Source organism: Nocardia sp. NPDC102475, assembly GCF_055584605.1.
In genome coordinates, this window is sequence record NZ_JBVJLS010000020.1 from 40467 (window position 1) to 61719 (window position 21253).

Annotated in this window: 20 protein-coding genes; 12 read left to right on the forward strand and 8 right to left on the reverse strand. The window is 65.0% G+C overall.

The annotated features are described in order from the left end of the window. Positions 1–11: 11 nt before the first annotated feature. From ACZ60G_RS31070 to ACZ60G_RS31110, 9 genes are read left to right on the forward strand one after another with little or no spacing between them, the layout of a single operon-like run. Entirely contained in the window at positions 12–1835 is a 1824-nt protein-coding gene (locus ACZ60G_RS31070; protein ID WP_465814558.1) for a flavin-containing monooxygenase, read from the forward strand. A gap of 31 nt (positions 1836–1866) precedes the next feature. Further along, positions 1867–2781 (forward strand): SDR family NAD(P)-dependent oxidoreductase, encoded by a 915-nt coding sequence (locus tag ACZ60G_RS31075; protein ID WP_465814560.1) that lies wholly within the window; start codon positions 1867–1869, stop codon positions 2779–2781. Positions 2782–2783: 2 nt separating this feature from the next. Further along, entirely contained in the window at positions 2784–4520 is a 1737-nt protein-coding gene (locus tag ACZ60G_RS31080; RefSeq protein ID WP_465814562.1) for a thiamine pyrophosphate-binding protein, read from the forward strand. Continuing rightward, complete coding sequence (locus ACZ60G_RS31085) at positions 4520–5944, forward strand: aldehyde dehydrogenase family protein (protein WP_465814564.1); 1425 nt, start codon at positions 4520–4522, stop codon at positions 5942–5944. Before ACZ60G_RS31080 ends, ACZ60G_RS31085 begins: the two co-directional genes overlap by 1 nt. Positions 5945–5953: 9 nt before the next feature. After that, positions 5954–6781, forward strand: coding sequence for a TauD/TfdA dioxygenase family protein (locus ACZ60G_RS31090; protein ID WP_465814566.1), 828 nt, complete (start codon positions 5954–5956; stop codon positions 6779–6781). Next, positions 6778–7533 carry an SDR family NAD(P)-dependent oxidoreductase gene (locus ACZ60G_RS31095; RefSeq protein WP_465814568.1) on the forward strand — a complete coding sequence of 252 codons (756 nt, stop codon included), beginning with the start codon at positions 6778–6780 and terminating at the stop codon, positions 7531–7533. The genes ACZ60G_RS31090 and ACZ60G_RS31095 overlap by 4 nt, the downstream gene beginning before the upstream one ends. 23 nt (positions 7534–7556) lie before the next feature. Beyond that, a complete protein-coding gene (locus ACZ60G_RS31100) occupies positions 7557–8135 on the forward strand; it encodes a carboxymuconolactone decarboxylase family protein (RefSeq protein ID WP_465814570.1) in 579 nt (192 codons plus the stop codon). A gap of 11 nt (positions 8136–8146) precedes the next feature. Beyond that, the gene (locus tag ACZ60G_RS31105) at positions 8147–9046 is read left to right on the forward strand and encodes an acyl-CoA thioesterase (protein WP_465814572.1); all 900 of its coding nucleotides are present in this window, start codon (positions 8147–8149) and stop codon (positions 9044–9046) included. Positions 9047–9061: 15 nt separating this feature from the next. Then, positions 9062–9445, forward strand: a complete 384-nt coding sequence (locus ACZ60G_RS31110) for a DUF427 domain-containing protein (RefSeq protein WP_465814573.1) — start codon at positions 9062–9064, stop codon at positions 9443–9445. A gap of 15 nt (positions 9446–9460) precedes the next feature. Here ACZ60G_RS31110 and ACZ60G_RS31115 read toward each other — a convergent pair whose 3' ends face one another. The 5 genes from ACZ60G_RS31115 to ACZ60G_RS31135 all read right to left on the reverse strand — a co-directional run bounded on the left by ACZ60G_RS31115 (position 9461) and on the right by ACZ60G_RS31135 (position 15194). Further along, on the reverse strand, positions 9461–10321 hold the full coding sequence (locus ACZ60G_RS31115) for a mycofactocin-coupled SDR family oxidoreductase (protein WP_465814575.1): 861 nt from the start codon (positions 10319–10321) through the stop codon (positions 9461–9463). Between the two features lie 95 nt (positions 10322–10416). Continuing rightward, a complete protein-coding gene (locus ACZ60G_RS31120) occupies positions 10417–11205 on the reverse strand; it encodes an AAA family ATPase (protein ID WP_465814577.1) in 789 nt (262 codons plus the stop codon). Then, positions 11202–12803 (reverse strand): nitric oxide reductase activation protein NorD, encoded by a 1602-nt coding sequence (locus tag ACZ60G_RS31125; protein WP_465814579.1) that lies wholly within the window; start codon positions 12801–12803, stop codon positions 11202–11204. Before ACZ60G_RS31125 ends, ACZ60G_RS31120 begins: the two co-directional genes overlap by 4 nt. Before the next feature lie 134 nt (positions 12804–12937). Then, positions 12938–14077 (reverse strand): spirocyclase AveC family protein, encoded by a 1140-nt coding sequence (locus tag ACZ60G_RS31130; protein WP_465814580.1) that lies wholly within the window; start codon positions 14075–14077, stop codon positions 12938–12940. A 4-nt stretch (positions 14078–14081) separates the two neighbouring features. Then, on the reverse strand, positions 14082–15194 hold the full coding sequence (locus ACZ60G_RS31135) for an ABC transporter substrate-binding protein (RefSeq protein WP_465814582.1): 1113 nt from the start codon (positions 15192–15194) through the stop codon (positions 14082–14084). Between the two features lie 313 nt (positions 15195–15507). Between ACZ60G_RS31135 and ACZ60G_RS31140 the strand changes: the two genes are divergently transcribed. From ACZ60G_RS31140 to ACZ60G_RS31150, 3 genes are read left to right on the forward strand one after another with little or no spacing between them, the layout of a single operon-like run. Further along, positions 15508–16683 (forward strand): cytochrome P450, encoded by a 1176-nt coding sequence (locus tag ACZ60G_RS31140; protein WP_465814812.1) that lies wholly within the window; start codon positions 15508–15510, stop codon positions 16681–16683. A gap of 6 nt (positions 16684–16689) precedes the next feature. After that, complete coding sequence (locus ACZ60G_RS31145) at positions 16690–17847, forward strand: acyl-CoA dehydrogenase family protein (RefSeq protein WP_465814584.1); 1158 nt, start codon at positions 16690–16692, stop codon at positions 17845–17847. After that, positions 17844–18974, forward strand: a complete 1131-nt coding sequence (locus tag ACZ60G_RS31150; RefSeq protein WP_465814586.1) for an acyl-CoA dehydrogenase family protein — start codon at positions 17844–17846, stop codon at positions 18972–18974. The genes ACZ60G_RS31145 and ACZ60G_RS31150 overlap by 4 nt, the downstream gene beginning before the upstream one ends. Here ACZ60G_RS31150 and ACZ60G_RS31155 read toward each other — a convergent pair. From ACZ60G_RS31155 to ACZ60G_RS31165, 3 genes are read right to left on the reverse strand one after another with little or no spacing between them, the layout of a single operon-like run. After that, a complete protein-coding gene (locus tag ACZ60G_RS31155) occupies positions 18932–20209 on the reverse strand; it encodes a TetR/AcrR family transcriptional regulator (protein ID WP_465814587.1) in 1278 nt (425 codons plus the stop codon). The genes ACZ60G_RS31150 and ACZ60G_RS31155 overlap by 43 nt on opposite strands. A 33-nt stretch (positions 20210–20242) precedes the next feature. After that, positions 20243–20452 (reverse strand): ferredoxin, encoded by a 210-nt coding sequence (locus tag ACZ60G_RS31160; RefSeq protein WP_465814588.1) that lies wholly within the window; start codon positions 20450–20452, stop codon positions 20243–20245. A 14-nt stretch (positions 20453–20466) separates the two neighbouring features. Continuing rightward, positions 20467–21225, reverse strand: coding sequence for an SDR family NAD(P)-dependent oxidoreductase (locus ACZ60G_RS31165; RefSeq protein WP_465814590.1), 759 nt, complete (start codon positions 21223–21225; stop codon positions 20467–20469). Positions 21226–21253 lie beyond the last annotated feature (28 nt).

The following is a 21253-nucleotide window of genomic DNA, read 5'->3' on the forward strand; positions in this document are numbered from 1 at the left end:
AAGGAATTGGCATGCGAGACTGCGAACCCACGCAGACCCCCGAGGTCGATAAGGCGGCCCTCAGAGCGAAGTACCTGGTCGAGCGGGACAAACGCCTGCGCCCGGACGGCGGGAACCAGTATCTGCAGGCCGAGAACGAATTCGCGGAGTTCTACGAGGGCGATCCGCACCTGCCGGTCGTGCCGCGGGAGCCGATCACCGATGACATCGAGGTCCTGGTCATCGGTGGCGGCTTCTCGGGTCTCATTACCGCACACCGCTTACTGCAGGCCGGTGTCACCGACTTCCGCATCATCGAATTGGGCGGCGATTTCGGCGGTGTCTGGTACTGGAATCGGTACCCGGGCATCCAGGTCGACTCGGATGCCTATTGCTATCTCCCGCTGCTCGAGGAAACCGGCTTCATGCCGAAGGAGAAGTTCTCTCACGGCGACGAATGTTTCGAACACGCCCAACGCATCGGAAAGCATTTCGGCCTCTACGAGAAGGCGATCTTCCATACCCTGATCCGCTCGCTGGAATGGGATGAGCAGCTCCAGCGCTGGCGCATCGCCACCAACCGCGGCGATCAGATCCGCGCCCGCTTCGTCGTCATGTGCCAGGGTCCGTACAACCGGCCGAAGCTGCCGGGCATCCCCGGGATCACCGATTTCAAGGGGCACACCTTCCACACCGCACGCTGGGACTACGAGTACACCGGCGGCGATCTGCACGGTGGGCTGGACAAGATCGCCGACAAGAAAATCGCGATCATCGGCACGGGCGCGAGTGGCGTCCAAGCGATCCCGCACCTGGCGCGCGGCGCCCGGCACCTCACTGTTTTCCAGCGGACGCCGTCCTACATCTTCGAGCGCGACAACCACCCCACCGATCCCGAGTGGGTGCGGACGCTGCAACCGGGCTGGCGGGCCGAGCGGCAGCGCAACTTCCACAACGCGGCCTTCGCCTTCTACTCCCCCGGCGAACCGGACCTCATCTGCGACGGTTGGACCGAGGTCGCCCGCAACCTGGCCGCCAAGCTGAATCGCGGCAATCGCTGGGCGGAGCTGACGCCCGAAAAGTTCATGGAGTGGAAGGAAGACGAGGACTACCGGGCGATGGAACGGCTCCGGCGGCGCGTCGAGGAGATCGTCGAGAATCCGGAGACGGCGGAAAAGCTGAAACCGTACTACCGCAATATGTGCAAGCGGCCGGTCTTCAACGACGATTACCTGCCGACCTTCAATCGTCCGAACGTCACGCTGGTCGATGTGTCGGAGACCAAAGGTGTTGAACGCATCACCGAAAAGGGCGTTGTCGCAGGCGGTTTCGAGTACGAGGTCGACTGCATAATCTTCGCGAGCGGCTTCGAGATCACCACCGCCCTGGACCGCCAACTCGATATCGAGCCGTTCGCGGGCCGCGAGGGCAGGTCGCTTTACCACCACTGGGGCAAGGGTTTCCGCACACTGCACGGCGTCATGGCGCACGGCTTCCCCAACCACTTCGCCACCGGTTTCATCCAGGGCGGCGTGACGGCGGCGACGACTCTGATGTTCGAGCAGCAGGCCGATCACATCGCCTACATCATCAAAGAGGCGCAGAACCGTGGCGCGGCCACCGTGGAGCCGACCGAGGAAGCCGAGGCGGAGTGGGTCCGGACCATCCGGGCGAACGCCTTCGACAACAGCACCTTCGTCATGGAATGCACGCCCGGCTACTACAACGGCGAGGGCGAGCCGAACGGGCGCTCGTTCCTCGGTGATCCCTTCTGGGGCGGCTTCTACGTACTCGAGGAACTGCTGCAGACCTGGCGCGATGCGGGAGACCTGCGGGGCTTGACGCTGAGCGAGTGACGGACATCGACCTATCGGGAGAGGAAACTCATTGTCCGAACTGAGATTCGACGATCGTGTTGCCGTAATCACGGGCGCCGGACGCGGTTTAGGGCGCGCATACGCCGAATTGCTTGCCGCCCGTGGCGCGAAGGTCGTCGTCAACGACGTCGGCGGCACGATGCGCGGCGACGCCGTCGAGGGTGATGTCGCGGCCGAGGTGGTGCGGGCGATCACCGAGGCCGGCGGTACGGCGGTCGCGTCCACCGAATCGGTCGCCACGCCCGCGGGCGGTCAGGCGATCGTCGATACCGCGTTGAACGCCTACGGCCGCATCGACATACTCATCCACAATGCGGGCAACGTGCGCTACGGCTCATTGACCGAGTTGAGCTACGAGGATTTCGACGCCGTCGTGGACGTGCACCTGCGCGGCGCCTTTCACATGGTGCGGGCGGCATTCCCCTGGATGAGCCAGGCGGGCTACGGACGAGTGGTCCTGACGTCGTCGATCGGGGGCATCTACGGCAACCTGGCGGTCGCCAACTACGCGGTGGCCAAGGCCGGTGTGATCGGGCTGTCCAACGTGGTCGCGTTGGAGGGCGCCGAGGTCGGCGTCAAATCGAATGTCATCGTCCCGGCCGCGCTGACCCGGCTGGCCGAGGGCATCGATACCTCCGCCTATCCGGATATGCGCCCGGAGCTGGTGGCGCCGACCGTAGGGTGGCTGGCCCACGAATCCTGTTCGGTCAGTGGGGAATTGCTGGTAGCGATCGCCGGACGGGTGGCGCGCGCCTATATCGCCGAGACACCGGGGGTCTATCAGCCCTCCTGGACCATCGACGAGATCGGCGCGCGCATCGATGAGATCCGCGATACCGGGAACTCCTGGGTGCTGCCGCCGGTGCCGTCCGCCTTCGGCGAACACATCGGCCGCAGCTTCGCGATGGCGACGGAATGGAAGTGAGCATGAGCGAACGAAGTGAGCGAATCATGTCCCAGCGCGTCAAGGTTTACGAACGCATCCTGGACCTGTTCGAGGCCGAGGGAATCAACATCCTGTTCGGCATCCCGGACCCCAACTTCGTGCACCTGTTCCATCGCGCCGAAGAGCGCGGCTGGCAGGTCGTCGCACCGCACCACGAAGAGTCCGCCGGTTTCATGGCCGAGGCGGTATCGCGGATGACCGGCAAGGCCGCGGTGTGCATCGGCACGCTCGGTCCCGGCGTCGCCAATCTTGCGGGCGCCATGATGTGCGCCAAGGTGGAGAACTCGCCGGTAATCTTCCTCGGCGGGCAGCGCGCCCGGATCACCGAGCAGCGGGTACGTCGCGGGCGCATCCAGTTCGTCAAACAGTCCGGCCTGTTCGAACCGTCGGTCAAGTACGCGGCGAGCATCGAATACGCCGATCAGACCGATGAAATCATCCGGGAGGGCCTGCGCAAGGCACTCAGCGGGACGCCGGGGCCGGTCTATATCGAGTATCCCTCGCACATCATCACCGAAGAGCTCGACGTCGAACCGGCGTTACCACCGCAGCGGTATCGCCTCGTCGGGCAAACCGCGGGACCGGACAAGATCGCCGCGGCCGTCGAGTTGATCCGCGCGGCGCGGCAGCCAGTCCTGCTGGTAGGCCACGGTGTGCACACGGCCCGCGCCGGTGCGTCGGTCAAGGCACTCGCGGATCTCATGGCGGCACCGGTCATCCAGACCTCCGGCGGCACCTCCTACATCGAGGGGCTCGAGGACCGCACCTTCCCCTACGGCTTCTCGCCGTCGGCGGTCGAGGCGGTGGTGCAATCGGATCTGGCCCTGGCCATCGGCACCGAACTCGGTGAGCCGGTGCACTACGGGCGAGGCCGGCACTGGGTCGCGGGCGAGGCCGACCGCAAGTGGATCCTCGTCGAGCAGGACCCCACCGCGATCGGCGTGAACCGGCCCATCGATGTGCCGCTGGTCGGTGACCTGCGCGCGATCGTCCCGCAATTGGTTGCGGAACTGGAGGATTCACCGCGCACCGCCTCTCCCGAACTGGCTGGCTGGATCGAGCGGGATGCGGCCCGGCTGGCCGAACTCGCCGAGACCGCCCCTTCCGGCAGCACACCCGTCCATCCCGCACGCCTGATCGTCGAGGCGACCAAGGCGTTCCCGCCGGAGGGCATCATGGTCCGAGACGGTGGCGCCACCACGATTTTCGGCTGGACCTACTCCCAGGCCAAACCGCACGATGTGATGTGGAACCAGAACTTCGGGCATCTGGGTACCGGCCTGCCTTACGCCGTCGGCGCATCGGTGGCCGACGGCGGCAAACGACCGGTCATGCTCATCACCGGAGATTCGTCGGTCCAATTCCAGATCGCCGAGTTGGAGACGGCCGCGCGACTGAATCTGCCCCTCGTTGTCGTCGTCGCCGTCGACTACGCCTGGGGTCTCGAAGTCGGCGTCTACAAGCGCACTTTCGGCCAGGGATCACTCGAGACGGGCGTGCACTGGAGCACGAACACCCGCCTGGACAAGGTCGCCGAGGGCTTCGGCTGCTACGGCGAATACGTCGAGCGCGACGAGGATATCGCCCCGGCGATCAAACGGGCCTATGCCAGCGGCAAACCGGGCGTCATCCACGTCGCGGTGGATCCGAAGGCGAATTCGGAGGAGATGCCGAGTTATGACGAGTTCCGCACCTGGTACGCGGAAGGAATGCAGTAATGGGTAGGTATTCGAAGTTCTATATCGACGGGCAGTGGGTCGAGGCGGCCCAGGCACGGACATTCGATGTAGTCAACCCCGCAACCGAAGAGGTCTGCGGCACAGTCGCACTCGGCTCGGCGGCCGATGTCGACCGTGCGGTCGCGGCCGCCCGTGCGGCATTTCCGGCCTGGTCGGAAACCACCGTGGCCGAACGGCTGGATGTGCTGCGCGCCATCGCGGACGCGTACCAGAAGCGCCGTGACGATCTCGGCGCCACACTGACCGAGGAGATGGGCGCGCCAGCCGGGCTGGCGAATGGTTTCCAATTGGATCTCGCGGCCGGGCATCTCGCCAAGGCGATCGAGGTGCTGGAAACCTTCGCATTCACCGCGCAGCGCGGGCAAACCCTGATCGTCAAGGAGCCGATCGGTGTCTGCGGCCTGATCACACCATGGAACTGGCCGTTGAATCAGATTGCGGTGAAGGTATTTCCAGCCCTGGCGACCGGCTGTACCGCGGTGCTCAAACCCTCGGAGCAAGCGCCGTTCACCGGGCAAATCTTCGCCGAAATCCTCGATGCCGCAGGGGTTCCCGCCGGGGTGTTCAATCTGGTGCAGGGTGACGGCCCGAGCGTCGGAGTACCGCTGTCGGCACATCCGGATGTCGACCTGATCTCCTTCACCGGTTCCACGCGCGCGGGCATCGATATCGCCCGCAATGCCGCGCCGACGGTCAAACGAGTGGCTCAGGAACTCGGCGGCAAGAGTCCGAACATAATCCTCGACGACACCGACTTCGCCGGCAATGTCGGCAAGGGCGTCTCCGGGGTGATGCTCAACTCCGGCCAAACCTGCAGTGCCACAACGCGCATGCTAGTCCCGCGCAGTCGCATGGCGGAGGCCGTCGAGGCCGCCCGTGCCGCGGCCGCCCAGGTCACGGTGGGCGATCCGAATGGCGACGCCGTAATCGGACCGGTGGTGTCCGGATCGCAATTCGCCAAGATCCAGGCACTGATCCAACAGGGCATCGATGAGGGCGCCACGCTGGTGATCGGCGGTACCGGCCGACCCGACGGGCTGGACAAGGGCTACTACGTCAAACCCACCGTATTCGCGAATGTCACCAACGATATGACCATCGCGCGCGAGGAGATCTTCGGTCCGGTGCTCTCGATCCTCGGCTACGACGATATCGACGACGCCGTGGCGATCGCCAACGACACCGAGTACGGGCTGGCCGGCAATGTGGCGGGCGCGGACCTCGACCAGGCCCGGGCCGTTGCCCGCCGGATACGCGCCGGTTGGGTATCGATCAACGATGCCTTCGACTTCGCCTGCCCCTTCGGCGGTTATCGCAAGAGCGGCAACGGTCGTGAATGGGGCGAATTCGGATTCGACGAATATCTGGAAATCAAGGGCATTCTCGGATACGCGGACCAATAGGAGCGATGGATGGCCGCGCTTGCCACGGAGAAACTGAGTGCGACGGTCGGAGTGGAAATCCTCGACGTCGATGTCGAACGACTGCTCGGCGACGAGGATCTGCCCGCGCAGTGTCTCGAACTGCTCGAGCGGCACAGTGTATTGCTGTTTCGCGCATTGCACGCCGGTGACGATGCCCAGGTGGCGTTCGCCCGGAAGTTGGGGCCGCTGGCGCGATTCCCCAATTATCCGAATCCGAACGTCATGATCATCAGCTTCGATCCGGACAATCCGAATGCGAAGTACTACCCCAGCAACGACTACTGGCATATCGACGGGGCCATGGACGAGGTTCCCGCCAAAGCCTCGATCATGAGCGCACACGTGATCACCGACAAAGGCGGCGAAACGGCCTTCGCCAGCACCTACGCCGCCTACGACGCACTGTCCTCGACCGAGCGCGAACGTTTTGCCGAACTCCAGGTGATCCACCGGATGGCCCGGATCCAGCGCCTCACTTACCCGAATCCGACGCCCGAGCAGCAGGCGGACTGGGCCCGATGGCCCGACCGGGCGCATCCGCTGGTGTGGACACATCTGTCGGGCCGAAAGTCGTTGGTATTCGGTGCTTCCGCGTCGCATATCATCGGGATGGACCTCGCGCAGGGACGAGCACTGCTGGACGATCTGACCGCGCGCGCCACCGCGCCGGATCGGGTGTACAAGCACACCTGGTCGGTGGGCGACATGGTGATCTGGGACAACACCGGCCTGATCCATCGGGCCTGCGAATTCGACCGAGCCCTGCCGCGCCGGATGCACCGGTCCACCGTCGTCGGCGAGGAGTCGATCAAATGAGTACTCGCACAGGCATTCCCGTCCGCACGGCAATCGTCACCGGCGGCGCTTCCGGTATCGGCGGCGCGACCGCCCAGCGCCTGGCGGCAGACGGCGCACCGGTGGCGATCTTCGATCTCGACGGTGCTGAGGCCGCGGCCGCCGCGATCGAGAAGGCCGGTGGCCGGGCCATCGGTCTGTCCGTCGACGTGGCCGACCGCGCCGCCATCGATGCCGGCGTCGCCGAAGTCCGCGGCAGGCTGGGCAGGCCGACCATCCTGGTGAACAGCGCCGGGGTCACCATCGCCGGACCTTTCCTCGATATCACCGCCGAGACCTGGAACCGGGTACTCGCCGTCAATCTCACCGGTACCTTCGACTGCTGCCAGGCGGTGCTGCCGGACATGATCGACGAAGGCTGGGGTCGCATCGTCAATATCTCGTCGTCGAGCATTCATTCCGGCGTCCCGGGCATGGCGGCCTACGTATCGTCGAAGGCGGGCGTGGTCGGCATGACCAAGGTGCTGGCGCTCGAATACGGCCGAAAAGGCATTACGGTCAATACGATTCCGCCCGGCTTCATCGAAACCCCCATGATGCGCGAGAGCCTGCGCCGAGGGGTATTCGACCTGGATAAGCAGGTGGACGCGACCCCGGTCGGCCGCATCGGCCAACCCGAGGATATCGCCGCCACCTGCGCGTTCCTGGTAAGTGCTGAGGCCGGATACATCACCGGCCAGGTCATCGGCGTCAACGGCGGCCGTAATACCTGACCGACCCGAAAGGATCGACGACAATGGCTCGCATAGCACCGGTGCCCCGAGCGGAATGGTCGGCGGATATGACGGCATTCATTGCCCGATTCCGCAATTCGGTCGTCGGCGAGGAGCCGAACGACAGTCACCAGAGCGGTACCAATCTACTCGGCACGCTGGCGGGTTATCCGGCGCTGACAAAGCCGTTCCTCAGCTTCAACCGGCACCTGCTGGCGGAGAACACCTTGTCGGCCAGGCAACGAGAGCTGATCATCCTGCGCGTCGCGCATCTACGGCGCTGCGCCTACGAATGGGCGCAACACACGATCCTCGCCGAACGGGCCGGTATTGCGCCCGAAGAGATCGCCCGCGTGGCGCAGGGAGCTCTTCAGGACTGGCCATCGGGCGAGCGGGCGCTACTGCGCGCGACCGACGAATTGCTCACCGACGGCACGATCGGCGAGGACACCTGGCGCGGTCTCGTCGGCGAATTCGACGACAAGCAGCTGATGGACCTGGTATTCACCGTCGGCACCTATGCTCTGTTGGCCATGGCGTTGTGTTCGTTCGGCGTCGAGCCCGAAACCGAACTCCTCCCCCACCTTCCGAACGGCGACTGAATGCGAGCCATATGCTGAGCAACGAATTCGATTCGCAGGCGGGCATCGCCACACCTGCGTGGACCCAGGCGGAACTACAACGCCTGATGGATGTCCAGCCGTGCGGCGCAGGCCGATATCTGGCCCCCGCCCACGGTCCGACGGCCCGCGATGTGGTCGAAGCCGGACAAATGCTCGGCGACGCAGTGGTGGCAGCAGCCAAACATGTACCGCACCAACGCGTTACCTCGGCATCGATGATCTTCTCGCGCGCGGCCGCACATACGGCTCCGCTCGATATCGAGGTCGATGCGTTGCGATCGGGACGCACTTTCACCACCGGGCAGGTCACCATCCGCCAGCACGATTCGCCGCGCTGCGCCGGGATCGTGCTGCTCGACTCCGGTGCGCCCGACCTGATTCGCTCGGCGGCCCCGATGCCGCGGGTCGATCCCCCGCACGGGCTGCGTCCACTCGCGATTCCGGGCACGGAGGTAGACGGCCGCGACATGCGGGTAGTCGACGACGCCTACGACCCGGATCCGAATCGAGTCGGCCCGCCGGAACTGTTCGTATGGACGCGGTTTCGCGACGCACCGGAGCACGACTACCTGCACGCCGCGCTGCTGACCCAGTCCAGCACCCACTGGACGGTGGCCGCCACGCTGCGCCCGCACGCGGGTTTCGGTGAGGCGATGGCGCACCGGTCGATTTCGACCGGAATCACGATGGCCACCATCACCTTCCACGACGAAGTCGACGTGACGAAGTGGCTGCTGTACGCCACCCGCGTCACCTACGCCGGGCGCGGGCACGCCCAGAGCGAAGGCCAGGTGTATACCGAAGAGGGGGCCGTGGTCGCCTCCTACAGCGTGCACGCGATGGTGCGTGGCCTCGAACCACGTGCCACGAACTCCGACACACTGCTCTGACCCTCAGGAGACCTCTTGGAGCCATCGGGCTATCTCGACCGGCCGGATTATCGTGTCGATATCCGGCGCATCCGCAATCTGGTCCGAGTCACCGCCGGCGGTCGGATTTTCGGCGAATCGACCGCGAGTCTGCTTGTCGCGGAACAGGATCACGGCATCGTGTTCTATCTGCCCGCATCCGATGTGCGCTTCGACCTGCTCGTCCCCGACGAGCAGACCTCACGCTGTCCGTTCAAGGGCACGGCGCGGTACTGGCGTCCGGCCGATGGTCCGGATCCGATCGCCTGGGAGTACGCCGAGCCCTATGCGGAGGTCGCGATATTGAGCGGCCACATCGGCTTCTATCAGGATCGGGTCCGCGTCGAGGTCGGCGTAGCGACCCCTGCGGTCAGCCGATGATTCCCGGGACGCGCGTCAGATGTGGTAGTCGTACCACCTGAGATAGCCACCGGCATCCACCCGCATCTGCATACCGGTCACGTAGCGTGATTCGTCCGATGCGAGGAACACCACCATCTCGCTGATGTCCTCGGGCTCCACATAAGGCACCGGCATCACCTGCTGCACCGGAAAGGCCACCTCGGCATCCTCGCGCGTGGGATGCTCCAGATCCGGACGGAACGCGCGATACATGGGCTCGCTGTGCAGCATCGGCGTATTGCAGTTGGTGGGGTGAATGACATTGGCACGGATCTTGCGTGGGCCGAACTGTGCCGCGAACTCGTGCATGTATTGGGACAGCAGGCGTTTGGACAACGGGTAGGCGATACCGCCCGGATCACTGCCGGGGACGTCCAGTTTCTTGGTTTCCATCAAGCCCGCGGTGGAGCCGGTCGCGATTACCGACGCGCCCTCTCGCAGATGCGGCAGTGCCGCCTGAACGGCGTTGATGGTGCCCATCAAATTGGTGGCGATCACGTCGCACCACGCCTGATCCTGCGGTTCGCCCCGCATCCCGGCGATACCCGCCTGGGCGACCACGATGTCGAGCTTGCCGAATTCGGCGATACCGCGCTGGACTGCTCGACGCATCTGTTCGGGGTCCCGCACATCGGCCTGGATCGTCAGGATGCGCGCGCCCGCCTTCTGCACCAGCCGGGCGGTTTCGTCCAGATCTTCCGGTCGCGCCAAGGCGTATCGGATCGTCTCGATATCGCGGCACAGATCGACCGCGACGATATCGGCGCCTTCCTCGGCCAGTCGCACCGCGTGACTTCGTCCTTGGCCACGGGCTGCACCCGTGACGAATGCGACCTTGCCTGCAACACGCCCCATCTCGATTTCCCTTCGCACAGTTTCGATTTCGACCCCCGTCTTACTAATCAGCTTACGGAACGAATATTCGGTTCACAAGCAAAATGCGTCCGCGATCAATTGCCGAGATAGGCATCGACGAGTTCGACAAGTCCGGCCGTCACGGCGGGATCATCGCTGAGCGGACCGGCAATCGCCGCCAGCGCGGCGGCTCGCGGGTCCAATCCCTCGGCGATGAGTCGGCCCGCCGTGACCAGCACCCGGGTCGAAGCGACCTCGCGCAGGCCGACGCCGTCGGCGCGGCGGACGGCGTGACCTATCTGCACCAGTCGCGCCGCCGTCTGCGGATCGACACCCGCTTCGGTGGCGACGATCCTCCCCTCCACCTCGATCGGCGGGAAACCGAGCTCGATGGCGACCATGCGCTGGCGCGTCGAATCCTTCAAATCCTTCAACACACTCTGGTATCCGGGGTTGTAGGACACCACGAGACAGAAACCCTCGGCGGCGTCGAGCGTGACGCCCAGCCGATCGATGGGTAACTGTCTGCGATGGTCGGCCAGCGGATGGAGCACGACCGTCGTGTCCTGTCGGGCTTCGACGATCTCGTCGAGATAGCAGATCGCGCCCTCGCGCACCGCACGCGTCAAAGGTCCATCCACCCAGCGGGTTTCGCCACCGTGCAGCAGATAGCGGCCGACCAGATCGGCGGTGGTCAGGTCGTCGTGGCAGGCGACGGTGATCAGCGGCCGCCCGACGGCGTGCGCCATCGCCTCGACGAATCTCGTTTTCCCACAACCGGTCGGACCCTTCAGCATGACCGATAAGCCCTGCCGGAATGCCGCCTGGAAGACCTGTTCTTCGGTACCGACCGGCACATAGTAGGGACGTAGCGAAACTGTCATGGGGATCTCCTCGAGATCGTCTGCTGGCGAAGGTCTGCCGCACGAATCGCGTCGCGGAGTAGTGGACCGATCACCGGCACCAGATCGTCGGGGCGAGGCACGGCGGCGTGTGCGGCGGTTCCGAAGACCCGGCGGAGTGCGGCGAGTTCCGCATCGGCACCGATACTCAGGCACAGACAGCCTGTTCCGTGCGCGCGGGCCTCGGCCAAGGCACGCCGCGCGTCGGCCTCGGCATACGGGCCTTCGTAACCGTGGTCGTAGGCGAACCCGTCGGAGAGCACGACCAATATGCGGCGAGTCGTCCCACCGGAGGTCTCCAATAACGCTGTGCCGTGCCGGATTACCGCGCCCAGGCGGGTATACGCCCCCGGCACGAGCGCGCCGAGACGGCGCAGCGCGGGCAGATCGAGGCGATCGTCGAAACTCTTCACCCGTACCAGACGGACGGCGGATCGTCCCTGGGAATAGAAGCCGTACAGTGCGACTCGATTGCCCAGACCGTCGAGCGCGGTGGTGAGCGACGCGGCCGCGGCTCGCTGGAGTTCGTGCACCGACGCCCCGCCGGCGCTCGGCATGGCCGTCGAACCCGAGACATCGAGCAGGACCAGAACCGCGAGATCGTATCTGCGCCGGACACTTTCGATATAGACCGCACCGTCGGGCGTCGTACCGGTCATGGCATCGACCCGCTCCTCGACGGCCGCGTCCACATCCAGATCGTCACCTTGCGGCCGTCGATGACGGCGCTCCAGGCTCAGGCCCAAACGGGCCAGCGGTCGATACAGTCCGGGACCGGTGACGACGACCGGTGTGCCGAGATCGGGCGGATCCAGCTCGGTCACGGTGCACCAGTCCGGCCGGTAGCGTCCGCGGCCGAGATCCCATTCCGGGTACGCGATACCGCGATGTCGGATCGCCGGTACCGCGGCACGCAGCGCGGCGGTACCGATCACCGGTCCGGTGCCGCGCAGGCGCGCCGCGGCGACCCGCATGACTCGCGGCCGGTCCCCACCGGTGGCGCCACCCTGCGATGTGCGGCCGAATCCGATCATGCGCTCGAACAGCCTCGATAGCGCCCCTCGACCGCCGACCAGGTCGATGCTCAACGATGGGGCCGCCGAATCGTCTTCGGTTTCGGATTCGGGCTTCCGGCACGCGCTTTCGTCGTCGACCGGACGTTGTCCCAGAACCGCCGCACCCGAAGACTTTTCCGCCGCGATTATTAAGCTTTCCGAGTGGATGGCTCCGAAACTCGGAGGCGGATCGGGCAGTGGGTCGGCTCCACGGGCAAGTGCCAGCGATGCGGCCGCCGAACCGACGCGCCCGGCCAGATCGGCATCGATGATCGACTGCACCAGCCACGGCAGCGCGAACCTGTTGGCCGCCAAGGCCCGATGGCCCTCGATCGCCAGGTATCGCCGGGCGAGCGCGGGCCGACGGGCCAGTGGCCGAACGACTTCGGGTGCGAGGCTACCGGCGGCGAGCAACGATGCCTGCACCGCGACAGCCGTGATCTGTTCCCTGATCGTGGTGGCCGGGTCGAGGTGGACGCGGGTACCGTCGGTCCAGGCCAGTTCACCGACCTGCGCTGACGCCACCTCGAGTGGCCGACCGGCGATACCTGAAGCCAGCAATCCGAATCGATCCGGTTGCCGCTCTGAATCAGGGCCGGCCGCGATCATCCGATTCCCACGGCTCGTCCCGCCGCTGACCCGGTAGCTCGCCGCTGACCTCAGCCATTGTTCGCTCCGCAGCGGCCACCATCCGCGGGCGGGATCGCGGCGGGGCGTCCGGATTGCGCGCTCTCCCACCCCGACCAGATCCCGGCGGAGTACGGGCCGGGCTGTCCGGCCTTCTCGTAAAAGCCTTGCGGGTCATACACTTTCGCCTCCGGAAACGGCCATGGACAGGCCACCGATGTGGCGACTCGCGTATCGCGAATGAGCGTGAACCCGGCGCCGTAGCAGAAGTAGGCGACGTTCACGATCACGAACATCACCATGAACGCACCCAGCACGGGCCTGCCGCGGAACAGTCGCACACGCAGCGCCAATTTCTCGGCGACGGTGCGACCGGTGTCGTCCCGATAGAGCAGCACGCCCGCCGGGATCATCACGACCGTCACGAGCGCCGACTCCCAGATCAGCGGAAACTGGTACGACTCACCGGTGAATACCGAACCGAACGGAATGACCTGCGAATAAATGTACAGCTGGGTCCGGACCAGAAAGCATTCCAGCAGTGCGTCGAAGGCGAACCCGATAGCGAGAATCAAAGCGGCCAAGCAGATCAGCGGATGCCGCCAGATGAACGAGCCGGGCGCCCGGCGGGCCTGAATTCGTCGCAGCAGCCAGATGGCCGGGAAGAACGGTCCGAGATAGAAAGTCGCGTAACCGATCACGATGAACGGCTCGACCGTCGGCGACAGCGAGACCAGCGGCCAATGCACCGGCCAGTGCCACAGCTGTGGGTTGTAGACGGCGTACGGGGCCCAATTCATGACCGGGTCCTGCCACACGATCGCCGTCGTCACCAGCACCATCAACAGCACCGGGTGGCGCGGATGGCGCCGCCACATGACCACCACCACCGTGATCAGCGCGACCATCATGACGACGGTCCCCATCTCGTGCAGCGTGATCCAGTGGTCCCAGCCGAACAGCGGCGGCACCGGACGGGGCGCACCGCTCACGTCGGGGTTCGCTATGCGCGGATCGTCAGCGCCGCGCCTGGCGTTGGCGGCGATCAACCCGATCACGACGGCGACCACCGCCACCACCGCGACCGGCAGCCACCTTCGTGCCTTCCCTCCTGCGACCGGATCCGTTGTGCCGAGCGATGTTTCGCTCACTTCCGATTTCGACGATGCCATGGTTTCAGTCCTCACCGAATCGCGCGACGAGATGCGAATTCTGTCCATCCGGATCCAATTTGCGGGCGACGAGATAACCGGCGCCCATCCAGCCCCGCCGAGTCCACTTCCCGAAGGAGACCCGGGTTCCGGGTGCACCCGCGGCCGCGGGCAGCATCTTCACCCGTTCCATGGCCTCCTTCACCCCGCGTGGCGACAGCGGATGAGCATCGGCGAACGCGTGCAGCAGCACGGTCGCTATATCCCGGTTCATCACCGGCACGCAATACTGCGGGCGGCGTCCGTAGGCGGTCTCGTATTCGTCCAGGAACCGCTGGCCGACCGCATTTCCCTCGTCGTACTGGTCCACACCGGTCCAGCCGAGGAACGCCCGCCACAGGAGCGGATTGATCCAGGCATTCTGGAATGCGGTGCCCATGAAACGGGGCGGGTCCCAGTCGAGCGCCTGTAGCGCGGGCGTGACCATCGCGACGCCGAATCCGAAGCCGCAGTGCACAATTGCGCTCGCCTTGGCTTCCTGCAGGGTGCGCACCGCGGGGCTGATGTCCTGGGCCGTCTGCGGTATCTGCGCCTCGCCCACGATCCGGATGCCCTGCTCCCGGCACGCGCGGCGAAAGTTCTTGATATAGCTCTCGCCGACCAGGGACTGTTCGACGAGTGCACCGACGTCGGTGTGTCCGCCCTTGGCCAGCAGATGCGCCCAGAACACCGGTTCATCGGTCATCGAGCCCTGTGGCAGCGCGAATGTCCACTCGCCGAGCCAATCGTCGGTCCCGGACACATTGATCGCCGGAACATGGAATCGCCGTTCGATCTCTTCGCGGGTTGGGACCGCATTGTCGGTGATGTGCGGTCCGAATACCGCCAGGCAACCCTCGTCGACGAGTTCGCCGTAGGCATCGATCACCGCCTTCACCGTGCCCTTCGGCAGCCCCTCCACCTCGCGGAACACGATCTCGACGGGGCGATCGATGATGCCTTGCCTGCGGCCCTGTTCGAAGACCAGATCGAACGGGCGGGTCAGATCCGCTCGCATCTCGGGCGGATAGCCCTCCGGGAGGCGGAAGTCGAACAGATAACCGAGTTTGATCGGCTCGGCAGTGCTTTCGTAGGCCACGTCACTCTCCGTCCGCGCGGCCATTCTCAGGCCGAACCTAAAATTCGTTCAGAATGTTACGTAGCTGTACCGGTGCCGTCAACGCATCGATCGCGCCTGCCTGACGCCAATTCCCAAGCGTTGCAACTGACCTGGTTGAACGACGCGACAGCCATCAGAGACCGTTGACGCGACCATTCGACTCACTTACGCTGATCCGGAACGAATATTCGGTCAGATGCGAGGAGAAGCCGTGGACACCCCTGTTCGGACCACGACCGACAATGCGAATGCCGACCAGGATCGCCGCGCCGGCGACGACAGCGACTTCGAAGTGTTCGACGATGCCGTCGCGGGAGATGTCCGCGACCCGTACCCGGAGTTGGCCCGCGCCAGGCAAACCAATCCGGTGCAGCGGTTGGACACGTCGAACATGCCGCACGCCGACGATCAAGCGGTGTTCTTCGTCTACGGCTACGACGACATACTCGAGGTGCTGCGCGACGGAGCGAGGTTCTCCTCGGGGCACATCATCGACATGCTGCTCGGCGACATCATGGGCAAGCACATCATGCTCGGAATGGACGATCCCGAACATCGCCGCTACCGCGGACTGGTATCGACCGCGTTCCGGCAGAAAGCGTTGGCGCGCTGGGAAACCGAACTCGTCACCCCCATCGCCGACGAACTCATCGATGGCTTCGCCGACCGCGGACGAGCCGAGCTGGTCAAGGAGTTCACCTTCCCGTTCCCGACGCAGGTGATCGCGGGGATGCTCGGGCTACCGCGCGCGGATTACAAGCAGTTCCAGCGCTGGTCCATCGCCATTCTCAGCTTCCATACCCAGCGCGAGCTGGCCGTCGGGGCCTCACAGGAGGTCAAGGAATACCTCGCCACAATTCTCGACGAGCGGCGCCGGGCCCCTCGGGAGGATTTGATCAGCGATCTGGCTCGCGCCGAGCTGGACGGTGAGCGCCTGACCGACGAGGAGATCTTCTCGTTCCTGCGACTGCTGTTGCCCGCCGGTGTCGAGACGACCTACCGCTCCACCGGGAACATGCTGATGACCCTGCTGTCGCGTCCGGCCGAACTCGAAGCGATCCGCACCAATCGCGCGCTCGTGCCACGGGCGATCGAAGAGGTGCTGCGGTATGAGACCCCACTGCTGAACATCACTCGATTGGCCACCCAGGACACCGTGCTGTCCGGTGTTCCCATCCCGGCCGGATCGACGGTCATGCTCATGCTCGCGGCGGCGAATCGGGACGAGAACCGCTGGCCGGACCCGGACCGCCTCGATATCGTCCGCGCCTCCCGGCCGCATATGTCGTTCGGTCAGGGCGCACATCTGTGCCTGGGAATTCACTTGGCGCGCACGGAAATGCGCGTGGCGCTCAACCGGTTGCTCGATCGCCTGCCCGATCTGCGCCTGGATCCGGACGGCGATGACCCCCATATCCGCGGTCAGGTGTTCCGCTCGCCCACCGCACTGCCAGTGCTGTTCGGGTAGGTCCGCGTGGACTTCTCCCTGCCCGCGCACGTCGAGGAATTTCGAGACGAGCTGCGCACCTGGTTGGCCGAACATTTGACCGATGACATCGTGGCGGCGAGCAAGCACATCGGCGACGATCCCGCCGCGTTCGATGTCGTGCGCGACTGGAATCGCACCATGGCCGACGCCGGGTGGGGCGCGGTGTCCTGGCCGGAAGAGTACGGCGGTCGTGGGGCGGGCCCGCTCGAGCAGCTCGTCTATGTGGAAGAAACGGTGCGTGCTCGGGCTCCACTGCCCGTCAATATCATCGGCCTGAACAATATCGGCCCGGCGATCATGCACTACGGGACGCCGGAGCAGAAACGAACGCTGCTCCCGCGGATGGTCCGCGCGGACGATATCTGGTGTCAGGGCATGTCCGAACCCGACTCCGGCTCGGACCTCGCATCGCTGCGCACCCGCGCGCTGCGGGTGGGCGAAGAGTTCGTCGTCACCGGTCAGAAAATCTGGACCTCGCTGGCCCAGCGCGCGCACTGGTGCCAGCTGTTCGTCCGCACCGATCCCGCAGCCCCCAAACACCAAGGCATTTCGTGCCTCATCGTGAATATGAGACGACACGGAATCCAAGTGCGGCCGCTGACCACGCTCACCGGCGAGGCCGAATTCGCCGAGATATTCCTCGATGAGGTACGGGTGCCGCGCACCGCGCTACTCGGTCCGGTGCACCAGGGCTGGCAGGTGGCCACCACCACGCTCGGCCACGAGCGGGCCAATGCGGCCCGGCTGTATTCGGAACTACAGGTCCGCCTCGACGATCTCGTCGCAGACCTCGACGAGACCAGTGTCGACGGCCACGCCTCCCTGGACGAACCGAACACCCTGCATCGGCTCGGGGAGGTAGCGGTACGGATCGCATTTCTCGAAGACCTTTGCCGCCGAGCGGTTTCGGCGGCGATGGCAGGCAACGACGCCAGCGGTTCGGCCAGCCTCGCCAAGACCGTATGGGGCGAGCTCGGCCAAGACCTCGCCACGCTCGGTTTCGATGTGCTCGGTCCGCATGCCGCCGATGGCAAGTGGGCGAAAATGCGGTTGGCCGCACGCGCGCTGACGATCGCGGGTGGCACCACACAGATCAACAAGAACATCACCGCAACTCGCGGACTGGGGCTGCCACACCGATGAACCTCGAATTCACCGAAGAGCAAGTGGCATTACGCGATCTGGTTCGTCGCTTCCTTTCCGAAAAGGCGTCGATCACCGAACATGTGCGCGCGATGCTCGACCATCCCACCGGCACAACGCAGCCGCTCTGGCAAGGCCTGGCCGACCTCGGCGTAACCGGCCTGCTCGTCCCGCAGGATTACGGCGGCGCAGGCGCCACCATGGTGGAAGCCGGAATCGTGCTCGAAGAAATGGGCCGCGCACTGGATCCGGGGCCGTGGCAATCCACCGCGGTCGCCGCTGCCCGAACCCTGGCCCGGCTCGACGCGACCGAGCACGCCGCCGATGTGCTGGCAGGCATCGCCGACGGATCGGTGACGGCCACGGTCTGCCTGCCACACACACAAGACGTCGTCGCGACTGCGCTCGGCACCGACTCGTTGGTGACCGCCACATTCAGCGAGGTACCCGACGCGGCGGCCGCGAACGTGCTGCTGGTACCCGTCCCGACAGCAACGCACATATCGTTGTTCGCCGTCGAAATACCTTCGGCCGGAGTGGAAATCACGCCGCAACCTACTGTGGACCGGACCCGCAAGCAATTTCGGGTGACTCTGGTGAACACGCCCGCTCGACACCTCGGCAGCGCGCCGACGCCGGGCCTCGCGGCGGTGATCGACGACATTCTCATCGCATCGGCCGCCGACGCTCTCGGTGCGGCACAACGCATTCTGGAACTGAGCCTCGACCATGCCGGGACCCGTCAGCAATTCGGCCGCCCGATCGGCACATTCCAGGCGGTTCAACACCTGTGCGTCGACATGTTCGAAACCGTGGAATTGGCTCGCGGCGGCGTGCTGCACGCACTGTGGGCCGCCGATTTCGCCTCGGACGAGCACCGGCACCTGGCGGCAATCCGGACCAAGGCCTTCGCGGGCCGGCTCGCGACCGTCGGCGAAGCCGCGATCCAGATCTTCGGCGGCATCGGCTTCACCTGGGAACACGATGCCCATCTCTATCTAGAGCGGCTGCTGAGCTGGAGCGCGTTCCTCGGCGGACCCGACCGGTACCTGCGGGAGATCGGCGCACACGTCGCCCGGGGCCGTCAACGCACCGCTACACCGCGCAGCACGGTATCGCGTGCGTGAATGAGCGCGGCGCGCTTGCCGATACGACGGACGATGTTCTCGGGCATCCAGGTCAATTCGAGGACGCAGCGCGCGGTCAGCTCGGCCGCCGGGTTGGCGAGGCGGATCTCTTCCTGTTCGGCACCAGTACCGAGCAGGGTCCGCAACTGCCGAAGCACGGCAGGGAACGACATTCCGGGATTGCTCACCTCGGGCGGCGATTGACGTAGCCAGGTCAGCTGGATCTTGAACTCGTCGTTGAACCGGTCCACGACATTGATGTGCAGCCAGGCCAGGGCGTCGAGTTTCTGGACGGCGGACGAATCGGAGCCGAGCGCGGCCTCCCAGCCAGCGACGGTCTTCTTGGAAAACGAGCTCATGATCGAGGCGAGCAGTTCCTCTTTGGAGCCGACCGCCCGATAGACGGTCCCGATGCTCATGCCCGCGGCCGCGGCGATATCTCGGATCGTGGTGACCTCGTAGCCGCGGCGGCCGAATTCCGTACGCGCGACCTGGCGGATCAAAGCCACCTTGCTATCCGCATCGGCCTCGTCCGTCTCGTTCCACAGCCGGATGACTCGATCGACCGCGACCAAAGCATCCGACTTATCCAATTCACCGTTTTCCGGCGACGCCGTGGCCACGCCATACAGCAGGATCTCACAGAACAGGTCGGCTACCCGATCGACCGCCGTGTAGCGGTGGAACAAATACAGACCCACGTGCAGAAACGTCTGGCACATTCGATCGGCGAGCGTCACCAGATCGATACCCGGACGAATGAATCCGATCGACCGCCCGGCGCGCAGCGTCTCCAGCACGGCGAATTCGATCGCCGTCGCACCGCGGCTGGTCAACCGCACCAGCTCGAGTCCGGCGGCGGCCGAGGGCTCATAGAAGGTGAACTGCAGAGCGGCACTGTTTCGGGCGGCGCATTGTGCGATCGCCCTACCCAATTCGACGATATTATCCGGGGTGAATCGGGAACCTTTCAGGTCCGCGAGCGCCGCCTCCGCCACGCGATCGATTTCGGCGTGATAGCGCTGAACCAACTCGACGACGATGGCTTCTTTCGAACCGAAATGGTGATAGAGACTCTGCGGTTTGATACCGCACGCATCCGCTATTTCCTGCAGCGAGGTGCGCAAGCCGGAGGAGGCGAACAGGCGAGCGGCCGTCTCGAGAATTTCATCCTTTCGGCGGCCATCCGTCGACAACGCACCGACGCTCGTTTTCACCCCGTGCCCGACTCTCACTTGTCCGAGCCTACCGGACGATGATTCGGGCTCCTACTCCTGATCGGCTATGTCATCGGATGCCGTAATGGCAAGTGTCGGACAGGAAGCCACCGCCGCGCGGATGTCCGGCCAGGCCTTGTCGTCGGATGCCGGATCGATGACTCGGGACAGGTCGTCGTCACCGACTTCGAACACGTTCGGCGCGATGGCCGCGCACAGCGCGTGCCCTTCGCATTTCTGCGGATCGACAGATATTTTCATACATATCTCCATACTCAGACGTACAAGCCGCCATTGACGCCGATGAGTTGCCCGGTAATGAAACCGGCCTGATCGGAGCACAGGAATTCACAGGCGGCGGCCACATCCTCGGCGGTTCCGGTGCGGCGTACCGGCGTCACCGCGGCAATGGCATCCAAACCGGGGAACCAGCCCGCCTTCGTCGCCTGGTGTGCCATGGGTGTGTCGATAATGGACGGCGGAATCGAGTTCACCGTAATGCCTTTCGGCGCCAACTCCGCGGACAACGCCTTCGTCAAGGCGATCACGCCGCCCTTGGACGCAATATAGTGAGCCATATTGGCGGCACCGGATTGGGCGCTGGACGACGATATCGTGACAATCCGTCCCCAACCCGCCGCGATCATATCCGGGACGACGGATTGAATGCAGGCGAAAGTGCCGGTGAGATTTACCGCGATGATCCGCTCCCACTGTTTTCTCGTGATGTCGGTAACCGGGGTGTGCTCCTGAACACCCGCGCTGGTGACCATTATCTGCACCGGACCGAATTCGTTGCGGACGCTCCCGATCGCCTCGGCGACCGAATTTTCATCGGCGACGTCCACCGCGTAGGTCAATGCCTCGACACCGACAAATCGCAATTCCGCGGCGACCTCACCGAGCGCCTCGACATCGCGGTCGAACAGAGCCATGCGGTGCGGGCCTCGGGCCAATTGCCGGGCTACTGCCGCCCCGATCCCGGACCCGGCTCCGGTTACGATGGCAACTCGTTTCGCGGTGTCCTGTGTCATCACTGCTCCTAACCGATGTGAAATGCGA